Raw genomic sequence first — 19,615 nt, 5'->3', positions numbered from 1 at the left:
AAAATGACATTAAAAAATAAACCAGTCGATATGGAGTTATCCGCTAAACTTAACCGTGCTAGGATAACTTATACTTATAAATGTATGACTGATTTAAATATTTATTAAAACTCATTGTCTACCTATAAGAATTTAACTTTAAATATTTTATCATATATTTGATTGTAATTTAAGATGTAATATGTAAAAAAACATGATTTGATCAATCAAAAAAGGAGCAGAATAGAACTCGAATTGAATTCATTATCCCACTCCTTATATAAAATTACTGTTCTGAATTATAAATTAAATCACATATTGACAGTTCAGTCAGCTAATTTAAGTTTGTTTTAGTATTAAGAATTATATCTAGAAAACTATTCTTCCATGTTTGTGTTAACTACTTCTTCAATCATGTCCCATTCTTCATCAGTTTCGATAGGTACTAATTTACCACCATCGCCTGATTCATCAGGTTCATTAATCATTGGAATCAATTCAATCATGTCATCATCGTCAGATTGAGCACCTTCCTCAGCTAAAATAACATATTCTTTTTTAAATTCTGGATGGTAAAATTCCAACATTTTACGATATAATACTTCATTACCATTTTCATCGAATAAAGTTAATAACTCTTCTTCATTACTAATATCTAATTCTACATCGTGGTTATGATTATGTTCAGTCATTGTTTATTACTCCTTTATTGGATTGAATCTAAATAGCCTTGTAATATAAATACTGCTGCCATTTTATCAATTACTTTTTTTCTTTTTTGTCTAGATACATCTGCTTCAAGTAATGAACGCTCTGCTGCCATAGTACTTAATCGTTCATCCCACATAATTATCTCTATATCAGGTAAGCTTTCTATGAGTAACTCCTTGTATCTTAACGAAGCTTCTCCACGAAAGCCAATAGAATTATTCATATTCTTAGGTAAACCAATTACTACAGAACCAACGTTATGTTCTTTAATAATGGCCACTAATTGATCTATACCAAAATCTTCTAGTTCCTCGTTAATTCTTAGAGTGTCCAATCCTTGGGCAGTCCAACCCATTAAATCGCTTATAGCTACGCCAACTGTTTTACTACCTACATCCAAACCCAAAATTTTGTGCGTTAACATATACTATTTCTTGTTCTCTTTTAAATAATTTGAAACGAGTTCTTCCATGATAACGTCACGATCAATGTGGCGAATTTGATTTCGAGCATCATTTTGACGAGGTATATATGCAGGATCACCTGAGAGTAAATATCCTACAATTTGATTTACAGCATTGTAACCACGCTCTTCTAAAGTTCGGTGTACGTTGTTTAACACTGTTTCAACATTATCTTTCGGAATTTCTTCATAGTCAAACTTCATTGTTTTATCAATATTATCCATAGATGCGACACTCCTCTAAAACGAATTATCTTACATACACCAATTTTACACTAGTTGATTACAAAGTTATAGTTTTTTAATGTAATCTTTAATAAAGCGTAATGCTTCTGAGATATTCTCTGGTTGCGTACCGCCACCTTGAGCCATATCTGGACGACCGCCACCTTTACCACCAACTAATGGCGCCATATTCTTAATGATATCTCCAGCTTTAATTTTATCTGTTTGTTCTTTTGGTACAGTTGCTATTAGTGATACCTTTTCACCTAAATCACTTGCTAAGATTATAATAGCATCTTGTTGTTTAGATTTGAAATCATCCATAGTTTGTCTTATTTCTTTAGCATTAGAAACTTCAACTTCTGTAGCTAGTACTTTAAAGCCATTAATTTCTTCTATTAGATCCTCAATATTGCCCATTTTAAGTGAAGTGATTTCCTTATTTCGTTGTTCTAATTGTTTATGAAGGTTCTTTTCTTCTTCTTGTAGCTGGACAATTTTATCAAATACTTGATTATCAGATTTAACTTTAACTTGATCTTTAATAGAATTAAATTTATTTTGAATATCTTCTAGATGTAAGAATGCTGACTTACCAGTAAATGCTTCAATACGTCTAACGCCTGCACCTGTACCTGATTCACTTATAATCTTAAAAAGCCCAATCTCTGCAGTATTATCAACATGTATACCACCACATAGCTCAATAGAGAACGGTGCCATATTAACAACGCGCACAATATCTCCGTATTTTTCTCCAAATAACGCCATAGCACCCATTTGTTTTGCTTCATTAATAGGCATCTCTTGTATATTAACTGAAATACCTCTCCAAATTTCCTCATTTACACGTCTTTCAACTTGATCAATTTCGTCTTGAGTCATCGGACCGAAATGTGAGAAGTCGAAACGCAAACGCTCACTTTCAACTAACGAACCTGCTTGATTTACATGTTCACCTAATACTTCTTTTAATGCAGCGTGAAGTAAATGAGTGGCACTATGATTTTTTTGGATGTCTTTTCTTTCATCCCTATTAACACTTGCATCTACATCACTATTAACTGTAACTTGACCAAATTGGATGACGCCTTGATGTAAGTTTTGACCATTAGGTGCTTTAGTTACTTCAGTTACTTCAATCTCAAAGTTCTCATTACCTACTGTTCCTTTATCAGCTACTTGCCCACCACTAACTGCATAAAATGGAGTTTCTTTTAAAATGAAATATACAGTTTCTCCTGGTTCAGCAGATTCAACTTTCTCTCCGTTATAAATTAAATCAGTTAACGTAGTCTGATAATCTGTAGTTTCATATCCGACAAATTTGCTTTCAGTGGTAATATTTTTAAGAACTTCACTCTGGATTTGCATTGATTGTGAACTTTGTCGAGCTTCTCTAGCTCGAGTACGTTGTTGATCCATTTCTTTTTCAAACGTTGCCATATCCACAGAGATGTTTTCTTGACTAGCTAATTCTTCTGTCAATTCAATTGGGAATCCATAAGTGTCGTATAATTTGAACGCATCTGAACCGTTAATTTCATTATTAGATGATTTAGCTTTAGCTAATAAATTATTCAAAATTGCTAAACCTTCTTGAAGTGTCTCATGGAAACGTTCTTCTTCTGATTTAATAACACGCTTAATAAAATCAGCTTTCTCTTTAACGTTTGGATAATATGGGTCCATTATCTCAGCAACGATGTCAACTAACTTATACATAAATGGTTCATTAATGTCGAGAGTTTGACTAAATCTGACTGCTCTACGTAGAAGTCGACGTAAAACGTAACCTCTTCCCTCATTCGCAGGTAAAGCGCCATCAGCAATTGCAAATGCAATTGTACGAATATGGTCTGCTATTACTTTAAAGGCAATATCATGTTCGTTGTTTACTAAATATTTTTTGTCAGCTACATTTTCTACTTCATTAATGATTGGCATAAATAAGTCTGTTTCATAATTTGTTCTTACGTTTTGAGAAACAGAGGCCATTCGTTCAAGCCCCATACCTGTATCAATATTTTTATTTGGTAATGGTGTATAAGTGTTGTCTTTATTATGGTTAAATTCACTAAATACTAAGTTCCAAACTTCTAAATATCTTTCATTTTCCCCACCTGGATACATTTCTTCTGATGGATCATCATGGCCATATTCATCACCACGATCATAGAAAATTTCAGTGTTAGGACCAGATGGACCCTCACCGATATCCCAGAAATTACCTTCTATTCTAATAATTCGACTTTCTTCTAATCCAATTTCATCATTCCAAATACAATAAGCTTCAATATCTTCAGGATGAATAGTTACATATAATTTTTCAGGTTCCATGCCCATCCATTTTTCACTAGTTAAAAATTCCCACGCAAAGTGGATTGCTTCTTTTTTGAAATAATCACCAATTGAAAAGTTACCAAGCATTTCGAAAAATGTATGATGTCGTGCAGTAAATCCGACATTTTCAATATCATTTGTTCTAATTGCTTTTTGAGAATTGACTATTCTAGGCTTTCTTGGTGTTTCTCTACCATCGAAATATTTCTTTAAAGTTGCTACACCTGAATTTATCCATAATAATGAATCGTCATCAATTGGCACTAAAGGGGCTGAAGGTTCAACCATATGACCTTTTTCGACGAAGAAATCAATATATTTTTGACGAATTTCACTAGCCTTTAAATTTTTCATTTCCGACACTCCTATATCAACATATCTTATCTAAAAACACAAAAAACGTTCATCCTTAAAAAAGGGACGAACGTTTTCGCGGTACCACCCTAGTTATAAACAATCTATCTTTAAGCTGCAAAAATTATCGCTTGATAGAAAACATTTATCACTCAATTAAAATATAAAAATGACATGAAGTAGCGTTCAACAATATACATTGCACTTTTCACCAACCAGTACATCTCTATATAAGTTATAATTGCCTACTCATCTTCATGCGAACTTAAGCTTATTTTAAGTATTTTCAAACTAAATGTCAACGCTCAGCAAAATCATAAGGAGAAACATCACCCATATTAATCATTGGATTGATTTGATATATCGTAGATTCACTTAAAATGATTTGATCATCTTTAGTATCAACGTCGTAAATTGTATCCATCGATTCTTCATCTTTATTCACAGAAGTATTTGAAATTGTTACATCACTTTCTTTATGATCTATATCAAAATATGACAAGATTAGCTCTTGCAATTGTGTATGTCGTAATTGTCCTTGCGTATTTAATCCAATCTCAAATGCGGTTGAATCTCCAAGTAATACTAATGATTGTTTAGCACGTGTAAGTCCTGTATAAAGTATTGGTCGCTGTAACATTCTAAAATACTGCTTAACGATAGGCATAAGTACAATTGGAAATTCAGACCCTTGTGATTTATGAATAGATGTACAATAAGCATGCGTTAATTCTAATAAATCTTGACGAGTGAAAGTAATCTCGTTACCTTCGAAATCAACAACCATAACATCTTTATTTAAAGCATTTTCTTTAGCCCAAAATATACCAACGATTATTCCTATGTCACCATTGAAGATATTATCATTAGGACGATTAACTAACTGAAGAACCTTGTCACCTTTACGAAACTTTATATCACCAAATTCAATTTCTCGTGTATCTTGTGCCTTGGGGTTTAAAATATCTTGTAATACTTGATTTAATCTTTTAATACCTGCGTTACCTTTATACATAGGCGCCAAGACTTGAATATCACTCATATCATAACCCTTATTAACTGCACTTGAAACTACTTTTTCAACTACTGTAGGAATTTGATCGACATTACAACTTATAAAACTCCTATCATGATAACGTTTTGTAATATCTATTGGCTCACCGTGTTTCATACGATGCGCTAAATCGATGATACTTGAACCATCTTGTTGACGATAAACTTCAGTTAGATTAACTCGTGGTATTGCCTTCGAATCAATAAGATCTTTAAAGATTTGACCTGGTCCAACTGAAGGTAATTGATCTTCATCTCCGACTAAAATAATTTGTGCATCAAGGGGAACTGCACTTAAAAATTGGTGAAACAACCATGTATCTACCATAGACATTTCGTCAATAATTATGAGCTTTGCTTTAATTTCATTATCTAGAATGTCTTCTGGTTGTGTTTCTTGATTCCATCCAATTAGACGATGAATTGTCATTGCTTCTAACCCTGTAGATTCTTGCAATCTTTTAGATGCTCTACCTGTCGGTGCTGCCAGGACAATAGGATAGTCATCTTCTTGATAGTCTGAGTAATTAAGAGAAAGACCATGTACCTCTGCATAAAGTTCAACGATTCCTTTGATTACTGTTGTTTTACCTGTACCAGGGCCACCGGTTAAAAGCATAATTTTAGAATTAATTGCAGTTTGTAAGGCCTCTTTTTGAGATGGTGCATAATGCACATTATTACTAGTCTCTATATCCCCTATATGTATCTGCAAATCAGATTGTTCTATTTCTTTTAGCTTATGTTTGTATGTTTTAATTCGATATAAATTTTGAACACTTTTGAGTTCGGAATAATAGAGACTAGGGATGGCGACTCGCTCATTATTTACAATAATTTTTTGTTCCTCATTTAATAATTCGAGAGTATTTTCAAGCTGTTTTGAATCGATGCTATCACTGGAATGAGCATCCATTAGCATGTCTAATGTCACTTCAATGGCATAATCTAGTGATAAATAGGTGTGACCTTGTTTTATACATTCTTCTTCTAACGTATATAATAATCCTGCTTTCAATCGTTCTGGATCATTAAAACTAATGCCATTATTTCTAGCTAATGTATCAGCTTTATTAAAACCAATTCCTTTAATATCATAAACAAGTTGATAAGGGTTATTTTCGAGCACGTTTAAAGTCTCGGATTGGTAAAATTGATAAATCGCCATTGATAATTTAGGTCCGAAGCCTAAATCATGTAATCGAATCATAATTTTTTCGGACTCTTGATTGGCGTTAATTTGATCAGCAATCTGCTTTTGTTTCTTTTTCGGTAAATTTGAAACCTTCTCTAAAACTGATGCGTCTGCCATAATATCATTTATCGCATTTTCACCAAGTGTATTTACAATATTTTGAGCAGTTTTTTTACCTATACCTTTGAATAAGTCACTTAATAAATATGTAATTATAGCATCCTTAGTTTGAGGGACCTCTTTTTCAAAAGTGTCAGCTTTCAATTGCTTGCCATAACGTGGGTGCTCTACCACTTGTCCTTTAAAAGTGTATACATCTCCTTCCATAATATTTGGAAAGAACCCTACAACTGTTGGTAAATTACCAAATGATTCATTAGTTTCAATTGTATCCACTTTAATGACTGTATAGAAATTATCAGTATTTTGAAATAAAATAGCATCTACAGTACCTTTAATCATTGAATAATCAAATAGTGTAGGGTCAGACATATTACTCCTCCTCGTTCTTTATAGCTTCAAACGTTTTCTTAGCATGTTGACTTAATAAGTGATTTGGATCTATAGATATAGCTTTGTCAAAATAAGACATAGCTAAATCAAGATCTTCAGTATCCATGTAAGTGGCTAAACCAAGATTATATAAAGCATCGACATGCTTTGAATCTATAGCTAAAACAATTTTTAATTGATTTATAGCCTGGTTAAACATTTCTAGATGACATAGTGCCAGACCATATTGAAATTGAACTTCCGCATCTTGATTATTATCTAATTCTGCTGCAGTCATAAAGTAAGGTAAAGATTCTTTTGGAGCATCTAATTGGTTAAATGACATACCAATCATATAATTAGTATCTATTTTATCCATATTGTATTTAGATGCCAATTGATATAGTTTAATAGCATCACGGTATTTACCTTGATCGTAATACAGATTGGCTAAATTGTAATACACTGCACCATTTTTATCATCTATCGTAATTGCTCGTTGAAAGAAACGCTCAGCCTTTTCAATTTCATTAATATCAGCTAATACTATTCCTGCATTGATATAATTTTCAATAGTATTCGGTTCTTCTTCTATGTTTTGAAATAAAGCTTTTAAAGCATCTTCAAGTTGACCCTTTTGAATCCACTCATAAATCGTATCTTGTTTCGTTATCATGATTCCACCCAATCCTAAAATTAACTTACGAGAAACGCAGTATTTTATAAAATAAAGATGTAGTAGTATTTGGGAGCAAGACATAAACAATATTTTCGAAAATATATTTCCAGTCAATTACTGCCAATATATATTTGTAGCCTGAGGCATTGAATTATGTCCCAGGCTCTTAACAACTCCATCTTTTGTTTGTTTAATTAAACAACATAACTTAACTGACCTGTTGTTTTAAATACATCATCGATAGTTGCTCCACCTAGACAAACTTCCTCATCATAAAATACAACGGCTTGTCCCGGTGTGATAGCACGTACTGGTTCATCAAATGTAACGCGTAAAGCATTTTGACTTTCACGTTGAACAAACACCTTAGTATCTTTTTGACGATATCTAAATTTAGCAGTACATTCAAATCTGTTGTCTAAATCAACTGGATTTACAAAAGAAAAATCGGAAGCTATTAAATAATCACTATAGAGTGCATCATGATGGAAACCCTGTTCAACGTATAAAATATTGTCTTCTAAATTTTTACCTACAACGAACCATGGATCACCATCTCCACCGATACCAAGTCCATGTCTTTGACCAATAGTGTAATACATTAATCCACTATGCATTCCCATTTTTTCGCCATTCAACGTACGCATTTCTCCAGCTTGAGCTGGTAAATATTGTGATAAGAATGTTTTGAAATTACGCTCTCCAATAAAACAGATGCCTGTAGAGTCTTTCTTTTTAGCTGTTGCTAAATCTTGCTCTTCTGCTATTTTACGAACTTCTTTTTTATCAATATCTCCAATTGGAAACATAACTTTAGACAATTGTTGTTGAGATAGTTGATTTAAGAAATAAGTTTGATCTTTATTATTATCTACACCTCGTAACATTTCTACATGGCCATCATCATGACGACGTATTCTTGCGTAATGTCCTGTTGCTACGTAATCTGCGCCCAATTTAAGTGCATGCTCTAGAAAAGCTTTAAACTTAATTTCTTTGTTACACATTACATCTGGATTAGGTGTACGACCTTTTTTATATTCATCTAAGAAATAAGTAAAGACTTTATCCCAATATTCTTGTTCGAAATTAACGGCATAATATGGAATACCAATTTGATTACATACTGCGATAACGTCATTATAGTCTTCTGTTGCAGTACAAACACCATTCTCATCAGTGTCATCCCAGTTTTTCATGAATATTCCAATAACATCATACCCTTGCTCTTTTAGCACATGAGCTGTGACTGAACTGTCAACACCGCCAGACATACCTACAACTACACGTATATCTTTATTAGACACATTTATTCCTCCTTAAATTTATGATATATTTTGTGAATTTCAGCTACGATATATTTTATTTCTTGATCAGTTGTTAATTCATTAAAGCTAAATCTTACTGAGTGTTTAGCACGTTCTTCATCTTCATACATTGCTGCTAAAACATGAGAAGGTGTTGTTGAACCAGCTGTACATGCAGAACCTGAAGATACATAAATGTTAGCTAGATCTAAAAGTGTTAGCAAGGTTTCCACGTCTATGAATGGGAAATATAAATTTAGAATATGTCCTGTTGTATCAACTATAGAACCATTTACCTCAAAAGGAATCGCACGTTCTTGTAGGCTAACTAAGAATAATTCTTTTAATTGCATTAAATGTAAATTATTATTATCCCTATTCTTATGTGCTAATTCTAGTGCTTTTGTCAAACCAACAATTTGTGCTAAATTTTCTGTTCCTGCACGTCGTTTAGTTTCTTGTTCTCCTCCTAGTTGAGAGTACTCAATTGGGGTTTTATCTCTAACTAATAAGACACCTACACCTTTTGGACCGCCGAATTTATGTGCTGTCAAACTTAAAGTATCCATTTTAAAATCTTCAAAATTAACATCTAAGTGTCCGATTGCTTGAACTGCATCTACATGCAATAATGCGTTTGACTCGCTAACAATATCTTCTATATCATACATAGGTTCAACAGTTCCAACTTCATTATTAACAAACATTATTGAAACTAAAATAGTGTCATTCGTTAATGCTTCTTTAAGTTGATCTAAATCTATTGCACCTGTATCATCTACATCTAAATAAGTGACATCATAGCCTTCTTTTTCCAATTGTTCAAACACGTGTAAGACAGAATGATGCTCAATTTTAGTTGTAATAATGTGATTTCCAAGATGTTCATTTGCGTAAACTAATCCTTTAATAGCTGTATTATTTGATTCAGTTGCGCCACTTGTAAAAATGACTTCGCTAGGCTTAGCATTCAATAATTTAGCAACTGTTCTTCTTGATTCATCTAGATAACGACGTGCATCTCTTCCTATAGAATGAATAGACGATGGATTACCAAAATGTGATTTATAAATTGTCATCATCTCTTCAATTACTTCTGGTTTGACAGGTGTAGTTGCAGCATAATCTGCATATACTTCCATTTTTAAGTACACTCCTCACAATATTATCAATGTTCCTATAATAGCACCTGAATAGAATTTTTTCTATATAGTTGTTTATAAACATAAATTTTTCCATTATTTAATATTTTAACACTCAACCACTTTAAAAATTAACCCCACATTTACTTATAAATATTTTTAAATGTACTATTAATTAAAGTATCAATATTTTTTCACTAACATTATCGATTATGAGCATTTCAATATAAATTAAACTACATATCTTGTTAAACTGAACCATATTAATTTTATATGAGGAGATGAAAACTGTGGGTAATCTAAAGGTATCTGCGTTAAATTTAGTTCCAATAAGAGAAGGTCAGAGTGATAAAGAAGCAATTGAGGATATGATTAGTTTAGCTCAAAAGTTAGATTCACTTAATTATGAAAGATACTGGATTGCAGAACACCATAACGCACCAAATTTAGTAAGTTCAGCAACTTCTCTATTGATTCAACATACACTTGAACATACGAAACGTATTAAAGTTGGATCTGGAGGGATTATGTTACCAAACCATGCTCCTCTAATAGTTGCGGAGCAATTTGGAACAATGGAAACACTTTTCCCAAACAGAGTTAATCTAGGTTTAGGTAGAGCCCCAGGGACTGATATGATGACAGCTAGCGCATTGAGACGTGACCAGCATAATGGCGTCTATGAGTTTCCTGAAGAAGTTGAACAATTACAAACTTATTTTGGACCTGGAAATAAACAAGCTTATGTAAGAGCTTATCCTGCTGTAGGTAAAAATGTACCTTTATATATTCTTGGATCATCTACTGATTCAGCTCATTTAGCTGCACGTAAGGGATTACCTTATGTCTTTGCAGGACATTTTGCACCTCAGCAAATGAAAGAGGCAATTCAAATATATAAAGAACTATTTGAACCTTCTGACGTATTAGATAAGCCTTATATGATTGTATGCTTGAATGCGATTGTAGCTGAAAGTGATGAAGAAGCTGAATACTTAGCAAGCACTTTAGCTCAAGTATTTATTGGTATTGCTCGTGGTAGAATGCAACCAGTACAACCACCTACAAATGACTTACAAGCTCTTCTAACACCTAGAGAATTTGAGATGGCTAAACAAAGATTTAATGATTCGCTAATAGGTTCAGAGGAAACAGTTAAAGAGAAGTTAGAAGCATTTATTAAAGAATATGGTGAAATTGATGAACTCATGGGAATTAGCTATATTTATGATCAAGAAAAGCAATTTGAATCATTCACTCGTTTACAGAATATTATTGAAAAATTGAATCAATAATCAATATTAAAATTTAATATTGATGGATAGTGAGAGAATTAAGGCATAATTTGGAGTGGGATATTATTTAAGCTCACTCCTTTTATGTGCTTATGAACATTTAGTTATAAGTGCTAAAACAACATATAGTTTAATAAAAATGTTTTGAATTACTTAAATTGTAAATACTTCTTTTGATATAAAAAAGCGATAACATTAAATGTTATCGCTTGAAAACTAATTATTTATCATCTTTTTTGTCATCGTTGTTTTTCTCAGTATATTCATTGATTTTGTCTTTAGCTTTATCAACTTGTTCGTTATCGCTATTTTTAAATTTATCTGCTGCATCTTTCGCTTTATCCATGAATCCCATAATGAAATTCTCCTTTCAAATTTAAGAATATTTTTTCGATCAAGTATCATGTTAATTCTGAGATATAAAATAAAGAATGTACTTTACTGTTGTAATTATTATTTACCACACACAATTTTATATAAACATATTTTTAAAATTAAATATAAAACATGTAACCATCAAGTTTATCATCAGTTTCGACATAGTCTGCTAGATATTTTAAAGTAGTATTATCTAATACTTCTCTAACAGCATCTCTCATTCTTAACCATAACTGTTTTTGAGCAGGTGGTTCTGATTCAATACTTTCGACTATCGTTATAGGACCTTCTAGTAAACGAATAATATCGCCTGCTTTAATTTCGTCAGCTGGTACTCTAAGTTGATAACCACCTTTGGCACCACGAACACTTCGAATTAAACCAGCATTTCTTAAAGGGCCAACTAATTGTTCGAGATATAAATCACTCAAACTGTTTTCTTCAGCAATTGACTTTAAAGATACGCATCCTTGCCCTTCTCTTTTAGCAAGGGAAATCATTAAAGTTAAGCCGTATCTCCCTTTCGTTGATATTTTCATAACATTACCTCACTTAATTCGAATAATATATAATACCATTCTAGCATTTTTTCAGTTAAGATAGTATTAGAAAGGTGTGAAAATAGTGACTACAGAACCTTTAGCTTCAAGAATGAGACCTACTAACATTGACGAAATCATTTCGCAGCAACATTTAGTAGGACCTAGAGGCATTATTAGACGAATGGTTGAAACCAAAAGATTATCATCAATGATATTTTATGGGCCACCAGGCATTGGTAAAACAAGTATTGCGAAAGCAATTTCTGGTAGCACTGATTATAAATTTAGACAATTAAATGCAGTTACAAATTCAAAAAAAGATATGCAAATGGTAGTCGAAGAAGCCAAAATGTCTGGTCAAGTCATTCTTTTATTAGATGAAATTCACCGGTTAGATAAAGCTAAACAAGATTTCTTATTACCACATTTAGAAAATGGTAAAATCGTCCTAATTGGTGCAACAACTTCAAATCCATATCATGCAATCAATCCAGCTATTCGCTCTAGAGCTCAAATATTCGAACTGTATTCATTGGATCATGATGATGTGCGACTCGCAATTAATAGAGCATTAAATGATTCTGAACGTGGCTTAGCTAATTATCAACCCAAAGTAGATGAAGATGCATTAGAGTACTTTGCTACGCAAAGTCAAGGAGATGTTAGAAGTGCTTTAAATGCTCTTGAATTGGCTGTTTTAAGTGCTTCAGTTGAAAATGAAATTAGACATATCACTCTTCAAGATGCTAAAGATTGTTTGCAAAAAGGTGCTTTCGTAAGCGATAAAGATGGAGATATGCACTACGATGTTATGAGTGCTTTTCAAAAGTCAATAAGAGGTAGTGATGTAAACGCTGCATTACACTATTTAGCAAGATTAATTGAAGCTGGCGATTTACCGACTATTGTAAGACGCTTATTAGTCATTAGTTATGAAGATGTAGGGTTAGCTTCACCTAATGCGGGACAACGTACGCTTGCAGCCATTCAATCGGCAGAGCGACTGGGGTTTCCGGAAGCGAGGATTCCTCTTAGCCAAGCTGTAATTGAGCTTTCATTATCACCTAAATCCAACTCAGCGATCACTGCGATTGACAGTGCACTTAGTGACACACGTAAAGGTAATATTGGCCAAATTCCTGACCATTTACGAGATGGACATTATGCTGGAGCTAAAGATTTGGGTCGTGCCATAGGTTATAAGTACCCTCATAACTATGAAAATGGACACGTCATTCAACAATACTTGCCAGATAAACTCAAAAATAAAATTTATTATGAGCCTAAAACAACATCAAAAAGTGAACAACAATTTAAAACTATTTATGATAATTTAAGAAACAAAAACTAAAAAAGACTATGAATCAATTAGCCATTATAAATGACTTTTAAATTTGATTCATAGTCTATTATTTAAATATTTCCTTTATCCTTAATACGGCGTACAGGTATATTTTTTAAAATGTCATTTACTACGTAACTCGCACAGATTAATCCTACTGTACTTGGTACAAATGCATTTGATGATGGAGGCATTTGCCCTTTACGATTAATGGCGTTTTCATCTCCAACGGTTGCTTTTACATCTTCACGAATTACAATAGGGCTTTCATCAGAAAACACGACAGGTACACCTTTTTTTATACCTTGACGCTTTAGCTTATTACGGATAATTTTAGCCATAGGGTCCATATATGTTTTAGAAATATCTGCTATTTTAAATCGTGTAGGATCAGTTTTATTAGCTGCCCCCATACTTGAAATCATCTTAATTCCTCGTTCTAAACACTCTTTCATCAGATGAACTTTATATATTATAGTATCACTTGCATCGATAAAGTAATCAATATCATAATTATTAAATAAATCCTTATATGTCTCCTCAGTATAAAACATGTGAAGTGGTGTTACTTTACAATCAGGGTTAATAAGTTTAATACGTTCTTCCATCAAAGTGACCTTACTTTGTCCGATAGTTGTAGTGAGTGCATGTATTTGACGATTGACATTTGTAATATCTACGTCATCTTTATCGATTAAAATAATATGACCAATATTGGTTCTAGCTAATGCTTCAGCAGCAAATGAACCAACACCACCTACCCCAAGAACTGCAACTGTTTTTTCTTTTAATAGATCTAATCCCTCTTGTCCATATGCTAATTCGTTTCTTGAAAATTGATGTTTCATTTTAAACTCCTTTATAAAAACAATACGATAACTATATGTTAACAGAAAAAGACAAATAAAAATACGCAAGACATAAAGCCTTGCGTACCGGTAGAGTCCGTGATTGCCGTAGTTATAAAAAGCTTGATCATTCGGCCTGCTATATACAGGTGGGTGCCCTGTTTCTTGTTTTGCAAGTCCTCCAATTGAGGCGTGTGCGCTGCAAGAAAACCTATTGGACTCCCTGATCAAAAAGTGTTAGGCCCAAATAAAAAGCAAACGTACGAACAATACAGATGACTACCTTATGTTTATATATTACCACAGAGGTTTAAATAAAGAAATCCTTATGAATTAGATAGAAATGTATATTTTGTGAAGCAGAATTTTAATAATATTGAGTTTACATAATATTATTATAGTTTTTTTTAGCTGAATATAGTTCTACAAAAATACGAAAAAACGCTAAATAAAAGTCACCAAAATCCACTGTGATTTTGATGACTAATGTATTTATATCATTTTATATGTTAAATCTAATGACGAATACGTAAAGAAAGCTCTTCTAATTGTTTGTCTGAGACTTCACCTGGTGCATCTGTAAGCAAGCAAGTCGCTGAAGCTGTTTTAGGGAATGCAATTGTATCACGTAAGTTTGTACGATTAGTTAATAGCATTACTAAACGGTCTAAGCCTAGTGCAATACCGCCATGTGGTGGTGCACCATATTTAAATGCATCTAACAAGAATCCAAATTGTTCTCTAGCTTGTTCTTTTGTGAATCCTAATACTTCAAACATTTTTTCTTGTAATTCACCGTCTGCAATTCTGATTGATCCCCCACCTAATTCATAACCGTTTAAAACGATGTCATAAGCATTCGCTTGTGCATTTTGAGGTTCTGAATCTAATTTACTAATATCCTCTTGTTTAGGTGAAGTAAATGGATGGTGTGCAGCTACATAACGTTTAGCATCTTCATCATACTCTAATAACGGCCAATCTGTTACCCATAAGAAATTAAGTTTATTTTCATCGATTAAACCTAATTCTTTGGCAATTTTAATACGTAAAGCACCTAAACTTTGAGCTACTACATTTGGTTTATCAGCGACAAACATTACTAAGTCTCCTGATTCAGCTTGTGTAAGATCTTTTAAAGTCGCAACATTTGAATCTTCAAAGAAACGAGCGATTGGACCACTTAATCCATCATCAACAACTTTTACCCATGCAAGACCCTTAGCACCATAAATATTTACGAATTCTGTTAATGCGTCCATATCTTTACGAGTATAATTGTCGGCTGCACCTTTAGCTACAATGGCTTTTACTTCGCCATTATTTTCTACAGTATCTTTAAATACTTTAAAGTCCATTTCACGACCTAACTGTGATACATCTTTAAGTTCCATATCAAAACGAGTATCAGGTTTGTCTGAACCATAGCGTCTCATCGCTTCTTCATAAGTCATTCTAGGGAAAGGACCTGATACGTCAATGCCTTTAACATCTTTAACAACTTTTCGTAACATTTCTTCACCCATTTGAATCACATCTTCTTGATCAACGAAACTCATTTCAATATCGACTTGAGTGAATTCAGGTTGACGATCTGCACGTAAGTCTTCATCGCGGAAACATTTAACAATTTGATAATATTTGTCAAAACCACTAATCATTAGTAATTGTTTAAATAATTGAGGTGATTGTGGTAATGCATAAAATTCTCCTTCATGAACTCGAGAAGGTACTAAATAATCTCTGGCACCTTCTGGCGTAGATTTAGTTAAAACAGGAGTTTCAATATCGAAGAAACCATTGTTATCTAAATATTCACGAATAGAGCGTGTTGTTTGATGTCTCATTTTGAATGTTTGTGCCAACTCTGGACGTCTTAAATCTAAATAACGGTATTTTAAACGGATGTTTTCATCAACATTTTGATTTTCTTCATTAATAGAAAATGGTGGTGTTTCTGATTTATTGATAATTGTAATATTAGAAACTTGAACTTCTACTTGACCAGTTTTAATTTTAGGATTCACAGTATCTGGATCTCTCTTTGTTACTGTTCCCTCAACTTCAACTACATATTCTGATCTTACTGTTTCAGCTACACTTAAAGCTTCTTCAGAAAAATCAGGGTTAAAGACGATTTGCACGATACCTTCTCTGTCACGTAAATCCACAAAGATTAAACCACCTAAGTCACGACGATTATGAACCCAACCTTTTAAAGTAACTTTTTGGTTTAAAAGTTCTTCTGTAACTAAACCACAATACGTTGTTCTTTTACTCATTTATATTCTCCTTTTTATTAATTATTTTTTTCTTGAAAATAATTTACTAAGTTATTTAAGTTAATAGTTTCTGTTTCACCTGTTGACATGTCTTTGACGTCAATCACTTCATTTTCAAGTTCTTGATCACCGATAACAACAGTATATTGAGCATTCAAACGATCAGCTTGTTTCATTTGGCCTTTAACTTTACGTTGTAAATAATCTTTGTCGGCTTTTATACCCGATTTTCTGAGTTGATTTAAAAGCTTAACGCTATATCGTTCAGCTTCTTCACCCATAGTAACGATAAAAAGATCAAACGTATCCTCGACGTCCAAATCAATTCCTTCTTCTTCAAGCGCCAATAACAATCTTTCAATACTTAAAGCGAAACCAATACCCGTTTGATTTGGTCCATCTAATAATTCAAGCAGTCCATTATATCGACCACCACCACATAAGGTAGTTATTGCACCATCATAATTAGGATTATCCATCATTAATTCAAAAGCAGTGTGTGTGTAATAATCAAGACCACGTACAAGGTTAGGATCTTCAACATATGAAATACCTAAATCATCTAAGTGAGTCTTCACTTCATTAAAGTAAGCTTTTGAATCGTCATTTAAGTAATCAGTAATTCTTGGCGCATTTTTAACAGCTTCTTTATCTCTATCAATTTTGCAATCTAGTATTCTCATTGGATTTGTGTGTAATCTTGATTTACAATCATCACAAAATGTATCTATCACTGGCTCAAAATGACGTATTAGTGCCTCATTATATTCTTTACGTGAATCAGCATCACCAATACTATTGATAACTAATTTTAAATGTTTAAGGCCAAATGATTCATAGATATGCATCACCATAGCTAGAACTTCAGCATCCATGCTCGGATTTTCAGCACCAATCGCTTCAACGCCGAATTGAGTGAATTGACGGTAACGCCCTTTTTGTTTACGTTCATATCTGAACATTGGCCCATTATAATATAATTTAACAGGCTGATTTGGAATACCTTGCATTTTATTCTCAATGTATGAACGTACAACAGCTGCTGTTCCTTCTGGTCTTAGAGTTATGCTTCTGTCACCTTTATCTTTAAAAGTGTACATTTCTTTTTGTACGACATCTGTAGAGTCACCCACGCCACGTGCAAATAAATCTGTACTTTCAAATATAGGCGTGCGAATTTCTTTATAATTATATAATTTCATTAATTCATCAAGTTGATTTTCAATGTAACGCCATTTACTAGAATCTTCAGGTAAGATATCTTGTGTACCTCTAGGAATTCTAATCACACAATCACTCCTTCTTTGTATTTTACAAACTCCCTTTAATAAAAAAAGTCCCTTATATAGCATTTCTGCTATACAAGGGACGAATTGCCGTGTTGCCACCCTAATTGTAATTAAATTCATTAGTAAAACTTAATTACCACTCAAAACGTGTAACGTACGTAAAACGGCTTAATCTATTAAAGCACCTGTTCTTGTGTTCAAAGTATAATAAATTACTCAGTATAATCTTCCAGCCATGGATTATATCTCTTCACAATATCAATTATTGCTACCTCTTTCATTTATACTTTCAAGAATCATAACGGTATTATATATAAAGTTCACTAATTATAATAACGAGTTTATGCATAGTTTGCAAGCTTTAAGAGGCAAAATATTGTTTTAAACCATCCACTACAGCTTCTTCTACAACTTGTCGATGGATTTGATCTCGTATCATTACCTCATCTGTTGGATTACTTATATATCCTAATTCTAATAACACGGCTGGCTTATTGGTTTGTCTGAGTACTTGGAAGTTCTCTTGTCGAGTTCCTCTATTAGACAACATGGCTTTCTTTTGTATGTTCGTATTTAACGTTTCAGCTAAAGCTTCTTGATTATTTTTATACCAATAAACAGTTGCACCATTAGCATTAGGACTATCAAGAGAATCATTATGTATACTTATGTATGCGTCACCATTAAGTTTTCTATCATCTAAGCTAACATATGTATCATCAGAACGTGTTAATTTAACTGTTGCCCCTGTTTTTTCAAGAGCGCGTCTCAGTTCTTTAGCTGTTTTTAAAGTATAGTTCTTCTCCAAACTCTTTTTTGAAGTATTACTGGATGCACCCTGGTCATTGCCTCCATGGCCAGGATCTAAGACAATGACCTTATTTTTCAAAGGGTTTACTTTTTTATTTGCATCCGCTTCAATATTTAAGCTTGTATGCCATCCAGCTATCCAACCTTTTTCAGAACCATCTCTGCTTTCAACTTCTATCCATTTACCTGATTTACTCAATCTAGTAAACGTATCACCTTTTTCGACTTGGTATATCACAGGATAAGCAGCATTTGGACCAGTTCGTAACTCAGCATTCTCTGAAACTGTAATTCTATTACTCCCTTGATCACTATGATTCATTAGCATAAATAATAATATTAAAAATAATATAAAAGCACCTACAACAATCAATGTTATCAGATTTTTAAGGTCATGTTTAGATAACCATGCATCTATTTTGTTCATATTATTTTGCCATCCTGACTTTCATAAATAATAGTAACTGGACCATCGTTGATAATTTCAACTTCCATATCAGTACCAAATTCACCTGTTTTCACTTCAACGTCATAAGCTTTTAAAGCAGTGTTAAATTTTTCATATAACTCATTGGCTTCTTGAGGATTTTTTGAATTTGAAAATCCTGGTCTATTACCTTTACGTACATCAGCATATAAAGTAAATTGTGAGATAGATAAAATTTGACCTTCAACTTGTTGGATATTTAAATTAAGTTTGCCATTCTCGTCTTCAAACAAACGAGCGTTAATAATCTTTTTAGCAACTGCATCTATATCTGCTTCCGTTGTATCTTTACCTATTCCGACTAAAAGACAGAAACCCTTGTCGATTTCATTGTGAATGCTGTTATTTGTAACTGCTGCTCTTTTTACTCTTTGTACAACTACTTTCATATTAATAGCA

At 32.9% G+C, this 19,615-nt stretch carries 17 protein-coding genes and 1 other RNA gene; 2 read left to right on the top strand and 16 right to left on the bottom strand.

Translation table 11 applies throughout. The features are described 5' to 3' along the window. Positions 1–356: 356 nt before the first annotated feature. The 8 genes from SBL15_RS04625 to SBL15_RS04590 all read right to left on the bottom strand — a co-directional run bounded on the left by SBL15_RS04625 (position 357) and on the right by SBL15_RS04590 (position 9,943). Entirely contained in the window at positions 357–671 is a 315-nt protein-coding gene (locus tag SBL15_RS04625; RefSeq protein ID WP_011275602.1) for a DUF1292 domain-containing protein, read from the bottom strand. A 14-nt stretch (positions 672–685) separates the two neighbouring features. Next, positions 686–1,114 (bottom strand): Holliday junction resolvase RuvX, encoded by a 429-nt coding sequence (gene ruvX / locus SBL15_RS04620; protein ID WP_107612316.1) that lies wholly within the window; start codon positions 1,112–1,114, stop codon positions 686–688. 3 nt (positions 1,115–1,117) lie between these two features. Then, on the bottom strand, positions 1,118–1,378 hold the full coding sequence (locus SBL15_RS04615; RefSeq protein WP_011275600.1) for an IreB family regulatory phosphoprotein: 261 nt from the start codon (positions 1,376–1,378) through the stop codon (positions 1,118–1,120). A 66-nt stretch (positions 1,379–1,444) separates the two neighbouring features. Next, the gene (gene alaS, locus SBL15_RS04610; protein ID WP_317955297.1) at positions 1,445–4,075 is read right to left on the bottom strand and encodes an alanine--tRNA ligase; all 2,631 of its coding nucleotides are present in this window, start codon (positions 4,073–4,075) and stop codon (positions 1,445–1,447) included. A gap of 298 nt (positions 4,076–4,373) precedes the next feature. Further along, complete coding sequence (locus tag SBL15_RS04605; RefSeq protein ID WP_107614236.1) at positions 4,374–6,815, bottom strand: ATP-dependent RecD-like DNA helicase; 2,442 nt, start codon at positions 6,813–6,815, stop codon at positions 4,374–4,376. Position 6,816: 1 nt separating this feature from the next. Continuing rightward, positions 6,817–7,488 carry a tetratricopeptide repeat protein gene (locus SBL15_RS04600; RefSeq protein WP_182477426.1) on the bottom strand — a complete coding sequence of 224 codons (672 nt, stop codon included), beginning with the start codon at positions 7,486–7,488 and terminating at the stop codon, positions 6,817–6,819. A gap of 200 nt (positions 7,489–7,688) precedes the next feature. Continuing rightward, positions 7,689–8,801, bottom strand: coding sequence for a tRNA 2-thiouridine(34) synthase MnmA (mnmA, locus tag SBL15_RS04595; protein ID WP_107612313.1), 1,113 nt, complete (start codon positions 8,799–8,801; stop codon positions 7,689–7,691). Positions 8,802–8,803: 2 nt separating this feature from the next. After that, positions 8,804–9,943 (bottom strand): cysteine desulfurase family protein, encoded by a 1,140-nt coding sequence (locus tag SBL15_RS04590; protein ID WP_107614234.1) that lies wholly within the window; start codon positions 9,941–9,943, stop codon positions 8,804–8,806. 281 nt (positions 9,944–10,224) lie between these two features. Here SBL15_RS04590 and SBL15_RS04585 point away from each other — a divergent pair, with 281 nt between their 5' ends. Continuing rightward, the gene (locus SBL15_RS04585; protein WP_160380496.1) at positions 10,225–11,238 is read left to right on the top strand and encodes an LLM class flavin-dependent oxidoreductase; all 1,014 of its coding nucleotides are present in this window, start codon (positions 10,225–10,227) and stop codon (positions 11,236–11,238) included. A 220-nt stretch (positions 11,239–11,458) separates the two neighbouring features. On the opposite strand, the gene SBL15_RS04580 is transcribed toward SBL15_RS04585, so the two are convergent. Together SBL15_RS04580 and cymR are read right to left on the bottom strand one after the other, a co-directional pair. Then, entirely contained in the window at positions 11,459–11,593 is a 135-nt protein-coding gene (locus SBL15_RS04580; protein ID WP_011275593.1) for an SAS049 family protein, read from the bottom strand. A gap of 139 nt (positions 11,594–11,732) precedes the next feature. After that, complete coding sequence (gene cymR / locus SBL15_RS04575) at positions 11,733–12,155, bottom strand: cysteine metabolism transcriptional regulator CymR (RefSeq protein WP_033080142.1); 423 nt, start codon at positions 12,153–12,155, stop codon at positions 11,733–11,735. Between the two features lie 85 nt (positions 12,156–12,240). On the opposite strand from cymR, the gene SBL15_RS04570 reads away from it, so the two are divergent. Beyond that, positions 12,241–13,509, top strand: coding sequence for a replication-associated recombination protein A (locus SBL15_RS04570; RefSeq protein WP_317955295.1), 1,269 nt, complete (start codon positions 12,241–12,243; stop codon positions 13,507–13,509). Positions 13,510–13,571: 62 nt separating this feature from the next. On the opposite strand, the gene SBL15_RS04565 is transcribed toward SBL15_RS04570, so the two are convergent. The 6 genes from SBL15_RS04565 to dtd all read right to left on the bottom strand — a co-directional run bounded on the left by SBL15_RS04565 (position 13,572) and on the right by dtd (position 19,605). Further along, on the bottom strand, positions 13,572–14,348 hold the full coding sequence (locus SBL15_RS04565) for a ThiF family adenylyltransferase (RefSeq protein ID WP_037536712.1): 777 nt from the start codon (positions 14,346–14,348) through the stop codon (positions 13,572–13,574). Positions 14,349–14,438: 90 nt separating this feature from the next. Then, positions 14,439–14,629, bottom strand: a non-coding RNA gene (ssrS, locus tag SBL15_RS04560) — 6S RNA. 234 nt (positions 14,630–14,863) lie between these two features. Continuing rightward, positions 14,864–16,630: an aspartate--tRNA ligase gene (gene aspS, locus SBL15_RS04555; RefSeq protein WP_107635830.1), complete on the bottom strand. Its 1,767-nt coding sequence runs from the start codon at positions 16,628–16,630 to the stop codon at positions 14,864–14,866. A 17-nt stretch (positions 16,631–16,647) separates the two neighbouring features. Further along, entirely contained in the window at positions 16,648–17,919 is a 1,272-nt protein-coding gene (gene hisS / locus SBL15_RS04550) for a histidine--tRNA ligase (RefSeq protein WP_037536717.1), read from the bottom strand. A 361-nt stretch (positions 17,920–18,280) separates the two neighbouring features. Beyond that, positions 18,281–19,156 (bottom strand): N-acetylmuramoyl-L-alanine amidase, encoded by an 876-nt coding sequence (locus SBL15_RS04545; protein WP_317955293.1) that lies wholly within the window; start codon positions 19,154–19,156, stop codon positions 18,281–18,283. Then, positions 19,153–19,605, bottom strand: a complete 453-nt coding sequence (dtd, locus tag SBL15_RS04540) for a D-aminoacyl-tRNA deacylase (protein ID WP_037536721.1) — start codon at positions 19,603–19,605, stop codon at positions 19,153–19,155. The genes SBL15_RS04545 and dtd overlap by 4 nt, the downstream gene beginning before the upstream one ends. Positions 19,606–19,615 lie beyond the last annotated feature (10 nt).

Source organism: Staphylococcus sp. NWU MKU2 (genome assembly GCF_033283605.1).
Taxonomy (GTDB): Bacteria; Bacillota; Bacilli; order Staphylococcales; family Staphylococcaceae; genus Staphylococcus; species Staphylococcus haemolyticus.
This window is presented reverse-complemented; position numbering and strand designations above follow the sequence as displayed.